Here is a 13,077-nt window from a genome sequence, read left to right on the forward strand (position 1 = left end):
GGGCCGGACCGGGGGACAATTGGGAAAGGGCCTTCCCAAATTGTTCCAGGGGGACCCGCCGGACCTGTCCCCGTTCTGTACTTGGGGGAGCGGGGACGGTTCCGGCCAAGACCTCAGTCGAACTCGTGCCGCCCGGCGGCCAACTGCCTCGGCTCGCTGCCGGGCGCCGTGAGCCGGAGCGGGCGGTCGTTGATCACCGTGTAACGGAGCCGGTTCCCGTCCCGCCGCCAGGCGACCTCCACCTGATGCTCGGCGTCGAGCGGCAGCACGCCGCGGGCCCGGGTGAGCGATCCCGGGTTCGGGTTGATGATCAACTCGGCTCCGCCGCCGGTCAGCTGGGCGCCGAGGACGTACCGGGTGAGCTGCCAGGTCGGCGCGCCGCTCCAGAAGTGGCCATGGCTCCAGCGGTCGTCGAACACCTCCCACCAGGTGGTCGCGCCGCGGTCCAGCATCCAGCCCCAGCCCCGTTTCCAGAGATCGATCGCGTCGTCGGTACGGCCGGCGTCGAGCAGCACCGGCATCGAGTAGTTGGTGAAGTACGGCGTCACGACGGACGGGTCGACCCGGCCCGGATCGCGCAGCCGCGGAGCCTTCGGGTCGAACGGGAAGCCGCGCCGGAGATGATCATGGACCACCGGCACCGCCCGCTCCGGCGGGACCAGGCCGGCGAGGTGGCCGATGGCCGCCGTGTGGTAGCTCAGGGCCGGGTCGGCAGCGGCGAGCTGCCGGCGCAGCAGGCCGGCGAGTTGATCACGCCCGGCCTGCTGCCGCTGATCATGATCCCGACCGAGCCGGCGCTGCCAGGCGAGCCACGCGTCCAGGCCGCGCAGCACGTGCAGCAGGGCCGCGGTGTCCGGCCGGCCCGATTCCGGTGCGTAGCCCCAGTCCACGAAGCTCCGCGGCACGCTGTTGCCGCCGGTGTCGGTGTTGATCATGGCCAGCAGTGCGTCGGCGTTGCGGCGGCCGGCGTCTTCCAGTTCGTGCAGGACGTGGTCGTCGCCGGTGAGGTCGGCGTGGCGCAGGCAGCCGTTGAACCACTGGGCCGCGTAGCTGCCGTGGAAGATCGGCGTGCCCGGCACACAGCCGGCGACCAGCCCGTCCTCGCGGGTGCAGGCGGCAGCGTGCAGCAGCACCCGGTGGGTCAGCCGCTGATCACCCCAGCCGACCGCGAGCAGGTCGATCGCGGCGGCCATGGCGTCGCCGAGCCATTCGCCGCGCTCACGGATGCAGTCGACCAGGACGTCCTCGGCGCAGGACCGCAGCGTATCCAGGCCGACCTGCCAGATCCGGTTCAGCAGCGGGTCGTCGCACTCGAACGTGCCGCGCGGCGGGCCGAGGAAGTCGCGGTCGCGGAAGCCAGCCTCGCTGATCGTGGCATCGCCGGTGACCCGGACCTCGACGTAACGGCCACCGAGCGCGCCGAACGGCTCGATCCTGGTGCGGCCGGGGGCGATCGCGTACCGCTGGATCATCCGGGTCGGCCCGGTGGACAGGGCGACGACCGGCGCGACCCGGCCGTGCGGAGCCAGCCGGTCCGCGTAGCCGAGCGTGATCACCGCCGGCCGGTCGGTGTCCACGGTGAGCTCGAGGTGCCCGATCCGGATCCGGCCGAGGTCGTAGCGGACCCAGTCGCCGTCATGATCATCATGGTCCGGCGGGTCGAGGTCGGCCAGCAGGAACTGCATCGCCGGATCGTCGAAGCGGTAACCGGTGAAGGCGTCCCGGTAGCGGCCCCGGCCGATCTCCCGGGGCCGGACCAGGGGGAGCTCGGGCACGTTGATCACGCTCGGCCGAGGCTCGCCGAGCACGTCCGCCAGGCCTGCCGCGGGCGCCGGTGCGACCCAGCGATCGTCCAGTTCGATCACCGGTGTCATCCGCCAGGCCGGGTCCAGCGGCTCGTCCAGCCACTCCAGCCAGTCCAGCAGGGGACTGGTGCGCAACCCGGTCGCCGCGTACTCGTCGAGCCGGCGGCAGCGCCAGGCCAGGTCCAGTACGGTCTCGTCGTCGGCCACGGCCTCGACCCAGAGGAACGACGGCAACCCCGGCATCATCCGGCTGACCAGGCCGCCGCCGGCCGCCTGGACGGCGATCCGGTGCGCCCCGCCGTCCAGCCGGATCCGCTGGCTCGCGTACTCGGGGCGCGCGGGGGCATAGCGCAGCGGCCCGTACCCGCGCGGAATGCCGTCCACCCAGAGCCGGAAGTTCGCCGCGGCCTGGAGCCGGAACGTCACCTCGGTCGGCGCGGCCAGCTCGAGATCGGCCCGGAACGCCGCCTGGACATCGCCGTCCGGGGTGTCGGGCAGCCACCAGCCGTCGAACATGATCATCGCCTCCAGGAGTCGACTCGGCCGGGCCAGGTGATCACGGTCGGGCCGTCGCTGGAGGCCGCACCAGACTCTCCCTCTCGGCAGTGAGCGAGCCGCATCGATTGAATGGATTCAATCCGTGAAAGTCTCGCCAAGCCCGACCGCCCTGTCAAGGGTGCCGAGTGGTCCGGGTACCGGGCGGGCCTCAGGGTGCGGAGGCTCGGACCACCAGGGACGGCGGGAAGACCGTCGCCTGGTGCCGGTGCTGGTCGCCCTCGGCCAGTTCGGCCAGCAGTCGCTCGACGGCGGTCCGGCCGATGGCGTACTTGGGCTGCTCGACGGTGGTCAGCGGCACCGGTGCGTCGGGGGCGATCGCCAGGTCGCCGTAGCCGACCACCGCGACGTCACCCGGCACCGTGACGCCCTCGGCGGCGAGGCCGCGGATCAGGCCGATCGCCAGCTGGTCGTTGATGCAGAAAACGCCGCGGGGGAGCGAGCCGGAGCGGGCGAGCCGGCGCCCGACCTCGACCCCGGCGGCGGTGGTCATCTCGGCCAGTTCGAACTCCACCAGCGCGGCCGGATCCAGCCCGGCTGCCCGCAGGGCGTCGACGGCACCGAGCCGGCGCTGACTGCACTGCGGGATGTCGTGCCGGCCGTTGACCAGCGCGATCGGCCGGGTCGTGCCCGTGGTCGTGGCGAGCAGGTGCGCGGTCGCGATCTCACCGCCGCGCCGGTCGTCGACGACGACGGAGCAGCCCTGCGCCGGATCGGCCAGGCGGTCGATCAGGACCAGGTGGGCACCCAGCGAGCGGAGCCGTTCGAGCCGGGTCTCGTCGGCCGTCAGCGGTACGGCCAGCGCACCGGCGGCCCGGTGCTCGCCGAGGGTCTCCAGCTGGCGGCGCTCCCGGTCCGGGTCGTCCTGGCTGTCGCAGAGCACCACCGCGTAGCCGGCCTCGTCGGCGGCGTCGGAGATGCCGCGGGCGATCTCGGCGTAGAACGGGTTCGTGATGTCGGGCACCACCAGCCCGAACAGGCGGTTGTGGCCGCGGCGCAGGGTGGCCGCCGCGTGGTTGGGGACGAAATCGAGCCGCTGGATCGCGTCCAGCACTCGGGTCCGGGTCTGGGGTGACACGATCTCGGGCCGGTTCAGGGTGTTCGAGACCGTCGCCGGGGACACTCCGGCGGCACGGGCGACCTCGATCAGGTTGACCCCGCGGCGACGCGACGCAGCCACTTCTCGCCCCCTTTCCCAGCCCGGTCAGCGGAAGTCTAGGAGGTCCGGCGACCCTGAAACGCTTCAGGAACGCCGCCGCTAGGCTGAACCCATGACCCTGAACGATCCGGTCGAACCGCGCACGCTGCCCGGCACCGACCTCGTCCTCAGCCCGATCACGCTCGGCACATCCCCGCTGAACGACCCGGCGCTGGCCGAGGCGATGCTGACCGGGCCGTACGGGGCGGTCGACACCTCCAACGCCTACGCGGCGGGCGAGAGCGAGACCGCGCTCGGCGTCGCCATCGGCCGCCTCGGCTCCGAACGGCGCGCGGTGATCACCAAGACCGACGCCGAGCCGGGGACCGGCCGGTTCGACCGGGACCGGGTGCTGCGGTCGTACGAGGAGAGCCTGGCCCGGCTCGGCCTGGACCGGGTGCAGCTGTTGCACCTGCACGATCCGTACTCGATCTCGATCAAGGAGGCGTTCGGCCCCGGCGGGGCGGTCGAGGGGATGCGCGAGCTCAAGGAGCAGGGCGCGGTCGACCTGATCGGCATCGCCGCGGGCCGGAACAGCCTGATGATCGAGTACGTGAGCAGCGGCGCGTTCGACGCCGTGCTGAGCCACAACCGCTACACCTTGATCGACCGGTCCGCGACGCCGTTGTTCGAGGAGGCGGCCCGGCGGGACATGATCATCTTCAACGCGGCACCGTTCGGCGGCGGGCTGCTGGCCGGGCGGGGCACCCGGTATGCGTACCAGGAGAGCTCGGCGGATCTGCTGGACTGGGTGAGCCGGGCCGAGGCGGTCTGCACCGAGCACGGCGTCCCGCTGACCACCGCGGCCCTGCACTTCTCGCTGCGCTCGCCGTTGATCCACTCGACGGTCGTCGGCGTCGGCAGCGCGGAGCGGCTGGAGCAGCTGGAACGGATGCGGGCCACCGAGGTCCCGGACGGACTCTGGACGGCGCTGGACGGCCTCGGCCCGGCGCCGAGCACCGTGACCGACTGAACCGTTCGACGGGAGTCGATCATGGAATCGCTGCGCCGGCGCGGCAAGATCACGTTCGCCCATCGTGGCCTGTGCGGCCGGCAGCCGGAGAACACGCTGCCGTCGTTGGCCGCCGCGATCCCGTACGCGGACTACTGCGAGATCGACATCCGGGTCACCGCCGACGATCAACTGGTCCTGATGCACGACGCGACCCTGCGCCGCACCACGGATGTCGCGGGCGTCTTCCCCGAGCGGGCCGACGACCCGGTGTCCACGTTCACCCTGGCCGAGCTGCGCCGGCTGGATGCCGGCCGTTGGTTCGATCCCGGCGCGGCGACCGGGATCCCGACCCTGCGGGAGGCCCTGGAGTTGCTGGCCGGCAGCCACTGCGGCGCCCTGCTGGAACTCAAGACGGACAGCATGAACCTGGTCGCCGCCGAACTGACCAGGCACCTCGCTGATCATCCCGAGGCGCGGGTCGCGGCGGCGTCCGTGGTCCCGGCCCGGTCGGCGGAACTGCGCCGGTTGCTGCCGAAGTCGATCATCGGTGTCCTCTTCCTCGACGCCGGAACGATCACTGACGCCGAGATCGCCGGCTACGCCGAGTACGCCGATTTCCTGTGCTTCCGGACCGACCGGATCACCGCGCCGTTGGTCGACCGGGTGCACCGGGCCGGCCCGCTGATCATGCACAACACCAACACCCGGGCCTGGATGGACGAGGGCGCGCGAGCGGGCGCCGACGGCACCATGACCGACTGGCCGGACCGCCGCGAGGAGTCCCACCTCGGGTTCGCGGAGTTGATCATCGAAGCGGAGTCGTTGCTCGGCGTGGCGCGTACCTCCGGTCCGGCATCGCGGCGGCGCGGCGACCACGGGCTGGGCTTCAAGTTCTCCGGCCGGTCTGGACTGGCGGTCGAGCTGGCTCTCGGTGACTGGTTCGAGTTCCCGTTCATCGCCGACCAGGGCCGGACCGCGTTGCGCTGCGACCTGGTCCGCCACCCGGCCGGCGGCGTGATCAGCGCGGACCTGGACGATGCTCCGATCGCCTCCGGTCTCGATCTCCGCGGACCGTCGCCGTCCCAGCGGGAGATCGAGTTCACCCAGGCCCTGGCCGCGGGCCCGCACCGGCTGCGCCTCACGGCAACCACCCCGGGCACCCTGCTGTTGGACCGACTCTCGCTCCGCCACGCCAGGTCCACCGTGCCCTGAGCCTGTCGAAGGACCAGGACGGGTCAGTGCCCTGAGCCTGTCGAAGGACCAGGAGGGGTCGGTGCCCTGAGCCTGTCGAAGGACCAGGAGGGGTCGGTGCCCTGAGCCTGTCGAAGGACCAGGAGGGGTCGGTGCCCTGAGCCTGTCGAAGGGCCGGGAGGGGTCGGTGCCCTGAGCCTGTCGAAGGTCCAGGACGGATGTGGCTTGCCCATCGACCAAGCTCTGCCTGGATCCACCGTTACCCGTCAATGCTGCCTCGGGGACCCACCGGCCGCCGGTCCCGCTGATCCTGCGCAGGCGATGTCGCCATTTCTCTTGGTACCGACCGAAACCGGCCGATGCAACGTTGTAACGTCTGATACGAAGAGAAATCGCGACACGTCGCGACCCAGATCCCGACCTCCGCGCACCGCGACCATCCGCTTCCGCGCCCGCCCGTTGTCGCAGCCGGGATATCGCCATCGCAGCCCGAGATCACCGAACGGACGACTTGACCGGCAAAACCCGCTGAAATCGAGGTCAAGTCGTCCGCTCAGCGACCTGCCCTGCCCCCGGCCGCAACCGCCGCGACTCCTCCGGAGCTCGGCCGGGCTGTTTTCGGATCCAGCGCGGTGGATTCGAGCTCAGGAGCGTTGTGGCTGGCCTTTCCGCCTTGGTCAGCCGGTCGCCGGCACCGAGGCCGTACGGGAATCCAGGCAGCCGACCGCGACCAGGGTGCCGATCGCGGTCAGGGCGCCGAGACCGATCAGCAGGCCCGGGTAGCCGGCCAGGGCGAGACCGGCGCCACCCACGGTCGCGCCGGCGAAGACGCCGAGGCTCATCCCGGCGGCGTTTAGGGCCAGCGTCGGGGCGCGCCGGCTGGCCCGCTTGACCAGCTGGTCCACGACCGCGGCGGCGATCACGGCATGGCAGATCGCGGTGGCGGCCGTACCGGCGATCGCGACGACCAGGGTGGGCGCCGTGAAGATCAGCGCCAGGGCACCGGTGGCCGCGATCAGGGCGATGATCAACAGCGGTTTGGCGGCGTCGCCGGGGAGCCGCGCCAAGGTCCGTCCGGCCAGGAAGTTGCCGAGGAAGAAGCTGACGCCGCTGACGGTCCAGACCAGCGCGAACTGGGCCACGTCCAACCCGAAACGATCATGGTAGAACGCGGCCAGGAAGGCCAGCTGACCCATGAACGCCGCGGTCCGCAGGAACGCGATGATGATCAACCCGGCGACGGTCCGGTCCCGCAGGACGGAGCGCAGCGCCAGCCCGGTCAGCGCGTCGCCGCGGCGCTTGCCCGAGGAAGTCCAGGGGTTGCGGGCCAGCGAGCCGGCCACCAGCAGCAGGGCGATGATCGCCGTCAGGACGAGCGCGCCGCGCCAGCCGGGCCAGAGCGCGAGCAGGCCGACCAGCGGCCCGGCCATGATCGCGGCGATGGTCTGGCCGGCGGTGATCATGGTCGCGGCCCGGCCCGAGCTGGCGGCGTCGCTGAACCGGTCGGCCGCGAGGGCGAGCAGGACCGGGCTGAGCGCCGCGGTGGCGGCGCCGACGCCGAGACAGAAGACGATCAAGGTCGGGTAGCTGCCGACGGCGCCGACCAGGCAGGAGACGGCGAGCACCGCCAGCGCCACGGTACGGACCCGGAGCCGGCTCCAGCGATCGATCAGGGGTGCCAGCAGTACGCCGATCAGCAGCGCGGCGATCCCGCCGAGGCCACGCAGAGTGCCGACCGTCGCGGTGTCGCTGCCGGCGTCCGCGGCGATCTGGACCAGGAACGTCGAGAAGACGGTGAACGGCACCAGGCCGATCACGGCGCACACGAGCAGCGGCCAGATCGTGGCGGCGATCCGCCGGTCCGGCAGCGGCCGCGGGGCGCCGACGGGCTCGTTCCCGACCATCGCGGCCGGCTTCATCGCTCCAGATCCTGCAGATACGTCGAGAACCGTTCCAGGCCGTCCACGTTGCGCGGGCCGCTGATGCCCTCGTTGTAGTCGAGCACGAAGAACCGGTTCGCCTTCACCGCCGGCAGTTCCTTCGTCTTCGGATCGGTCCGCAAGAAGTCGATCTTCTCCTGCGCCGGCTGGTCGTTGTAGTCCAGGATCATGATCACCTCGGGCTGTGCGTCGACGACGGCCTCCCAGGCCACCTGGGTCCAGCGCGCCTCGAGGTCGGCGAAGACGTTGCGGCCGCCCGCGTACTCGATGATGTCGTTCGGTGGCACCTGCTGGCCCGCAGTGAAGGGCTGGTCGGTGCCGGAATCGTACAGGAAGACGCGGGGTCGCTCGGCGTCGGCGACGTCCCTGGTCGCGGCCGCGACCCGCTGCCGCAGCTCGGTGATCACGGCCGCCGCCCGGTCCTCGACGCCGAAGATCTGGCCGAGCCGCTCCAGGTCGACGTACAGCCCGTCGAACGGCCGGTGACGCTCCGGGAAGCCCGGGTAGTTGAAGCAGCTCTCGGCGTGCATGAAGCTGCCGATGCCGAGCCCGTCCAGGATCTCCGGCGTGATGCCCCGTCGGTCGCTGAAGCCGGAGTTCCAGCCGGCGACGACCAGATCGCCCTTCGCGTCGACCACGATCTCCTTGTTCAGCAGGTCGTCGCTGAGCATGTCGACCTTCGCGTACTCGGCGGCCCACGGGGATTCGCTGACCGGCGGGTTGGCCGGCGGCATCACGTAACCGCGGACCCGGTCGGTCAGCCCGAGGCTGAACAGCTTGTCCGCGCTGCCGCCCTCGTAGGCGATCGCGCGCTGCGGCCGGGTGTACTGCACCGACTCCCCGCAGCGCTGTACGGTCACGGTGGTCTCGGCCGCCGGTGGAGCGATCTGGGCGCCGCAGCCGGACGCGAGCAAGGTGCCGCAGACGAGGGCGATGCCGGCGCGTCTGATCATGATCAAGAGCCTTTCGGTACGGGATCGGAGAGGGTGTGCAACAGTTGCGGGCGGCCACCGGCCGGATGCGGAATGATCACGGTCTCGATGCCGAACACGTCCTGGACCAGGGACTCGGTCAGCACCTCGGCCGGCGACCCGTGCCGGACCAGCCGGCCGGCCTGGAGCACGGCGAGCCGGTCGCAGACCAGGGCGGCGAGATTGAGGTCGTGCAGCACTACGAGCACCGTCAGACGGGTCCCGCGCAGAGCGGAGAGGGCGCCGACCTGGTGCCGCAGGTCGAGGTGGTTGGTCGGCTCGTCCAAGATCAGGATCCGCGGCTCCTGGACCAGCACCCGGGCCAGCTGGACCCGTTGCCGTTCGCCGCCGGAGAGGCTGTGGATGCCGCGGTCGGCCAGATGGGTCAGCTCGAGCCGTTCCATGGCGTCCGCGCAGAGCCGGCGTTCCCGGTCGCTCAGTGCCCGGTTGCCGGACTGGTGCGGCGCCCGGCCGAGGGCGATCAGCTCGGCGACGGTGAAGTCGAGGTCGGCGCCGTTGTCCTGGGTGAGGGCGGCAACGCTGCGAGCCGTGGCCCGCGGCGGCATCCCGGCGATCGGCCGGCCGTCGATCATGATCACGCCGCCGGTCGGGGCGAGGGCCCGGTAGATGCAGCGCAGCACGGTGGACTTGCCGCTGCCGTTGGGGCCGATCAATCCGACCACCTCGCCGGTGGCCACGGTGAGATCGAGTTCGCGGACCAGTTCGGCGCCGTCGATCGTGACCGAGAGCGCGCTGAGTTCGAGTTCCATCTCAGCGACCGCCGAAGTGGTAGCCGCGGCGCCGGATCAGGCCGACGAACACCGGCACGCCGATCAGGGCGGTGATCACGCCGAGCGGCAGTTCCCGGGGCGCGACGACGACCCGGGACAGCAGGTCCACCCAGACCATGAAGATCGCGGCCGCCGGGGGAGTGATCATGATCACCCGGGCGTGGCCGGACCCGGCCAGCAGCCGAACCAGGTGCGGCAGGACTAGTCCGACGAAGCCGATGGCGCCGCTGACCGCGACCATCGCACCGGTGAGCACCGCGGTGATCACGAACAGCCGGCGGCGGACCTGGTCGGACCGGACGCCGAGGCTGGCGGCCGTCTCGTCGCCGAGCGACATCAGGTCGAGGGTCCGGCTGTGCCGGTACGTGATCACCAGGCCGATGATCAAGACGGCGGCCACCACCGGCAGCGAGGACCACGTCGCGGCGCCGAAGCTGCCCATCGTCCAGTAGAGGACGGTCGCCGTGGACTCGCTGTTCGGGACCAGGTAGATGATCACGCTCATCAGTGCCTGGAATCCGAAGGAGAGGCAGACGCCGGTCAGCACCAGCCGCAACGGCTGCAGGCCGACCCTGGTCCGCGCGGCCAGGAAGACCAGGACGGACGCCGCGGCCGCGCCGAGGAAGGCGCCCACGGACAGGGCATGCACGCCGAGCACCCCGAGCAAACCGAGGCTGCCCACGGCGACGGCACCGGCCGCCGCGCCCGAGGACACCCCGAGCACGTACGGGTCGGCGAGCGGGTTGCGGACCAGCGTCTGCACGACGACGCCGACGCAGCCCAGCCCGGCCCCGACGATCGCGGCCAGCAGCACCCGCGGCGTCCGGATCTGCCAGATGATCTGGTACGCCGACGCCTCCTCGGCCGGCAGGGTCCCGCCGAAGATCGCCGCGGACAGATACCGGCTGGTCTGGAGTGGCCCGATCGCGGCCGGGCCCAGCCCGATCGCGATGATCACGGAGATCAGCAGGACCACACAGAGCAGCCCCGCGACGAGCCCGGCCGGGACCGTACGGCCGGCGGGCGGACGCGGGAGGGTGCGGGGCGGCCGGGACTGGTCAAGCACCCGACGATCCTAAACGAAAACGACAGTCAGTAGCGATTCGCCTGTGGCAGGATCAGGCCATGGAACGCAAGGCCGTCATCTTCCACGGCACCGGAGCCAACCCTGACGTCTGCTGGCTGCCGTGGCTCCGCGATCGGCTGACCGAGCGGGGTCTTGCCGTCGAGGTGCCGCACTACCCGGGCCTGAACGTGGAGCCGATCGACACCTTTCTGCCCAAGGTGCTGGCGCGCCACACCTTCGATGCCGGCACGGTCCTCGTCGGGCATTCCGGCGGTGCCGCCCTCCTGCTGGCGCTGTTGCAGCACCTGGAGGTCACGGTGGCCCAGGCGATCCTGGTCGCGGGCTATGCGACGGAACCGAACGAGGGCGCGGAACCGGTGCTGCAGCAGGAGTACGACTGGCCGGCGATCGCCGCCCACGTCAACGATCTGATCTTCATCAACTCACCGGCGGACCCCTACGGCTGCGACGACCGGCAGGGCCGGGCGATGTTCGACCGGCTCGGCGGCACCTTGATCATCAGGGACGGCGGCCACTACGACGACACCGACGCGTTCGAACTGCTGGACCGCCTGATCGGCTGAGGGATCGACCGAGTGGCACTGAATTGCAGTGCTGCCTCGGCGAGCCCGGTTCCCGGGTCCGCAAACTGCAATTCCGTGCTCGGGCGAGTGCCCTCGCCCGGCAGGCTCCGTATCCGGGCGACTCGGGTCGGGTCGGTGATTTCGTCGGTTCTCCGCGGGGGTGTTCATCGACTGGACGCAAAAGGCAACGTCCGGCGCGATTTCGCTGCTGTCCTGACTTGTGTTCGACCGGACAGTTATGTCTCGGGTTCGTCCGGACAGTTCGGACGAACGCATGCTGGCGTTCATGGCAGACAGGGTGGTCTCGGTGGACATTCGTGTTCAGATCGCGTTCTGGCCCGAGGACGCGCCGCGGGGCGCGGTCTCTCGGTTCTGTGAGCGGCACAAAGCTGTCGCGGTCCTGGTTCTACGAACTCCGGGCTCGTGCTCGAGCGGAGGATCCGGCGGCGGCGGTCCAGCCACGTTCGCGGTCGTGGCCGCAGGGGCATCCGCTCGCGGTCGGGCTGGAGATCGAGGAGTTGGCGGTCCGGCTCCGGAAGGAGCTGAGGGATCAGGGCTGTGACTACGGACCGGTCTCGGTCCGGTTCCGGATGGACCGGCTGGGTGTGACGCCGCCGGCCGCGTCGACGCTGGCCCGGATCTTCTCCCGTCGCGGGATGGTGGTCCCGCAACCGCAGAAACGACCGCGGTCGGCGGTGCGACGGTTCGTGTTCGCGCTGGTGCATGAGTGCTGGCAGCTCGACGCGTTCGACTGGGTGCTGGCCGCTGACCGTGCGTGTGTGATCTTCCAGCTCGTGGATGATCATTCCCGGTTCATGATCGCCTCGCTCGCGGCGTGGGGTGAAACGGTGGAGGCGGCGATCCTGGTGGTCGACAGGGGTATCGCTGCGTTCCAGGTGCCGTGTCTGCTGCTCACCGATAACGGCAGCGCGTTGAATCAGACCCGGATCGGCCGGCGGAGCCGTCTGGTTGATCATCTGACCGGACTGGGGTGTCGTCCGATCACCGGCCGGCCGGGGCATCCGCAGACCCAGGGCAAGGACGAACGGGTTCATCAGACCGTGCAACGCTGGCTGAGAGCCCGGCCGAGGGCGACCTCGTTGGCCGAGTTGCAAGCACAGCTGGATCAGTTCGACCGCTACTACAACCACGACCGTGGCCATCAAGCCCTCGGCCTGCGCACACCGGCCGAGGTCATGGCCGCTGGGCCGGTCGCGGTCCCGCCGGTCCCGGCCCCACCGGCACCGGCACCGGCACGGCCGGCACGGTCGAAACAGCCCAGAGTCGCCGCGAACGGCAGCGTGCGGGTCGACGGTGTCCGGATCCAGCTCGGCCGTGAACATGCCAAGACCACCGTCACCACGATCAGCCCGGTCAGACCGTGACGATCTTCGATGGCCGAGGCCGCCACCTCCGGACCCAGGTCCTCGAACCCGGCAAGACCTACTACAGCAACGGACGGCCCCGCGGCGGCCGGCTGCCCCTGCTGATCCACCAACAACGACAACGCAAGGAACAACCATGATCAACAACGATCGTGAACCAGACGCCGCTGAACCAGACGAGACCAAGATCGACCTCCGCGACATCCACGGTCCAGGCTTCACCCAAGATCAATACCGGGCAGCCCTGGAAGCCGGCTACGAAACCGGCTGGTGGGACGACACCGGCCGGCCCGCACCCTGGCCCGACGACTTCCTCGACGAATCCAGCGGCTGGCAACCAGAACACGGCAGCCGCGACGCCACCGAGCGGTCCCAACCCTTCTAGCGGCTTCGGCCCAAACCCGCCACGCTGAAGCTGACCGCGAATCGGCAGGCGCCCGGAGACGAGGTCAAGGCTTGGCCGAAGGCCAACCCGAAGGGCCCCCGGCCTTGACCACGACGAGGACGACGCCACCCTCCTCGCAGCTCCCGCGCGGCCCCGACCCTTGACCAACCACACCACCATCTGTCCACACTGACCTCGGACATACTGTCCGGACGAACCCGAGACATGACAGCGCGATTTCGCTGCCCTTA

General features: G+C 70.7%; 12 protein-coding genes. 6 read left to right on the forward strand and 6 right to left on the reverse strand.

All coding sequences use genetic code 11. From position 1 onward, the window contains the following. Positions 1-113: 113 nt before the first annotated feature. Positions 114-2,327, reverse strand: coding sequence for an alpha-L-rhamnosidase-related protein (locus BKA15_RS27080; protein WP_179756241.1), 2,214 nt, complete (start codon positions 2,325-2,327; stop codon positions 114-116). Between the two features lie 184 nt (positions 2,328-2,511). Then, complete coding sequence (locus tag BKA15_RS27085) at positions 2,512-3,540, reverse strand: LacI family DNA-binding transcriptional regulator (RefSeq protein WP_179756243.1); 1,029 nt, start codon at positions 3,538-3,540, stop codon at positions 2,512-2,514. Between the two features lie 91 nt (positions 3,541-3,631). Between BKA15_RS27085 and BKA15_RS27090 the strand changes: the two genes are divergently transcribed. Next, positions 3,632-4,531, forward strand: coding sequence for an aldo/keto reductase (locus BKA15_RS27090; RefSeq protein ID WP_218871595.1), 900 nt, complete (start codon positions 3,632-3,634; stop codon positions 4,529-4,531). Between the two features lie 21 nt (positions 4,532-4,552). Beyond that, on the forward strand, positions 4,553-5,725 hold the full coding sequence (locus tag BKA15_RS27095; protein WP_179756244.1) for a glycerophosphodiester phosphodiesterase: 1,173 nt from the start codon (positions 4,553-4,555) through the stop codon (positions 5,723-5,725). A 656-nt stretch (positions 5,726-6,381) separates the two neighbouring features. Here BKA15_RS27095 and BKA15_RS27100 read toward each other — a convergent pair. From BKA15_RS27100 to BKA15_RS27115, 4 genes are read right to left on the reverse strand one after another with little or no spacing between them, the layout of a single operon-like run. Next, the gene (locus BKA15_RS27100) at positions 6,382-7,623 is read right to left on the reverse strand and encodes an MFS transporter (RefSeq protein WP_218871596.1); all 1,242 of its coding nucleotides are present in this window, start codon (positions 7,621-7,623) and stop codon (positions 6,382-6,384) included. After that, a complete protein-coding gene (locus tag BKA15_RS27105) occupies positions 7,620-8,597 on the reverse strand; it encodes an ABC transporter substrate-binding protein (protein WP_179756246.1) in 978 nt (325 codons plus the stop codon). Before BKA15_RS27105 ends, BKA15_RS27100 begins: the two co-directional genes overlap by 4 nt. Before the next feature lie 2 nt (positions 8,598-8,599). Next, entirely contained in the window at positions 8,600-9,385 is a 786-nt protein-coding gene (locus BKA15_RS27110) for an ABC transporter ATP-binding protein (RefSeq protein WP_179756248.1), read from the reverse strand. Between the two features lies 1 nt (position 9,386). Then, positions 9,387-10,472 carry a FecCD family ABC transporter permease gene (locus tag BKA15_RS27115; protein ID WP_312879414.1) on the reverse strand — a complete coding sequence of 362 codons (1,086 nt, stop codon included), beginning with the start codon at positions 10,470-10,472 and terminating at the stop codon, positions 9,387-9,389. 59 nt (positions 10,473-10,531) lie between these two features. Here BKA15_RS27115 and BKA15_RS27120 point away from each other — a divergent pair, with 59 nt between their 5' ends. The 4 genes from BKA15_RS27120 to BKA15_RS27135 all read left to right on the forward strand — a co-directional run bounded on the left by BKA15_RS27120 (position 10,532) and on the right by BKA15_RS27135 (position 12,826). Continuing rightward, a complete protein-coding gene (locus BKA15_RS27120) occupies positions 10,532-11,056 on the forward strand; it encodes an alpha/beta hydrolase (protein ID WP_179756250.1) in 525 nt (174 codons plus the stop codon). A 374-nt stretch (positions 11,057-11,430) separates the two neighbouring features. Beyond that, positions 11,431-12,441, forward strand: a complete 1,011-nt coding sequence (locus BKA15_RS37035; RefSeq protein WP_179756252.1) for an integrase core domain-containing protein — start codon at positions 11,431-11,433, stop codon at positions 12,439-12,441. After that, on the forward strand, positions 12,438-12,581 hold the full coding sequence (locus BKA15_RS27130) for a hypothetical protein (protein WP_179753174.1): 144 nt from the start codon (positions 12,438-12,440) through the stop codon (positions 12,579-12,581). The genes BKA15_RS37035 and BKA15_RS27130 overlap by 4 nt, the downstream gene beginning before the upstream one ends. Beyond that, positions 12,578-12,826, forward strand: coding sequence for a hypothetical protein (locus BKA15_RS27135; RefSeq protein ID WP_179753172.1), 249 nt, complete (start codon positions 12,578-12,580; stop codon positions 12,824-12,826). Before BKA15_RS27130 ends, BKA15_RS27135 begins: the two co-directional genes overlap by 4 nt. The last annotated feature ends 251 nt before the right edge of the window (positions 12,827-13,077 follow it).

It is taken from the genome of Microlunatus parietis, assembly GCF_013407955.1.
In the GTDB taxonomy this organism is placed as follows: Bacteria; Actinomycetota; Actinomycetes; order Propionibacteriales; family Propionibacteriaceae; genus Microlunatus; species Microlunatus parietis.

What these genes read in the sequence shown, in the direction of transcription:
- BKA15_RS27095 (WP_179756244.1), top strand. Translation starts at nt 4,553, where the DNA reads ATGGAATCGCTGCGCCGGCGCGGCAAGATCACGTTCGCCCATCGTGGC.
- BKA15_RS27090 (WP_218871595.1), top strand. Translation starts at nt 3,632, where the DNA reads ATGACCCTGAACGATCCGGTCGAACCGCGCACGCTGCCCGGCACCGAC.
- BKA15_RS27120 (WP_179756250.1), top strand. Translation starts at nt 10,532, where the DNA reads ATGGAACGCAAGGCCGTCATCTTCCACGGCACCGGAGCCAACCCTGAC.
- BKA15_RS27105 (WP_179756246.1), bottom strand. Translation starts at nt 8,597, where the DNA reads ATGATCAGACGCGCCGGCATCGCCCTCGTCTGCGGCACCTTGCTCGCG.
- BKA15_RS27080 (WP_179756241.1), bottom strand. Translation starts at nt 2,327, where the DNA reads ATGATCATGTTCGACGGCTGGTGGCTGCCCGACACCCCGGACGGCGAT.
- BKA15_RS27110 (WP_179756248.1), bottom strand. Translation starts at nt 9,385, where the DNA reads ATGGAACTCGAACTCAGCGCGCTCTCGGTCACGATCGACGGCGCCGAA.
- BKA15_RS27135 (WP_179753172.1), top strand. Translation starts at nt 12,578, where the DNA reads ATGATCAACAACGATCGTGAACCAGACGCCGCTGAACCAGACGAGACC.
- BKA15_RS27100 (WP_218871596.1), bottom strand. Translation starts at nt 7,623, where the DNA reads ATGAAGCCGGCCGCGATGGTCGGGAACGAGCCCGTCGGCGCCCCGCGG.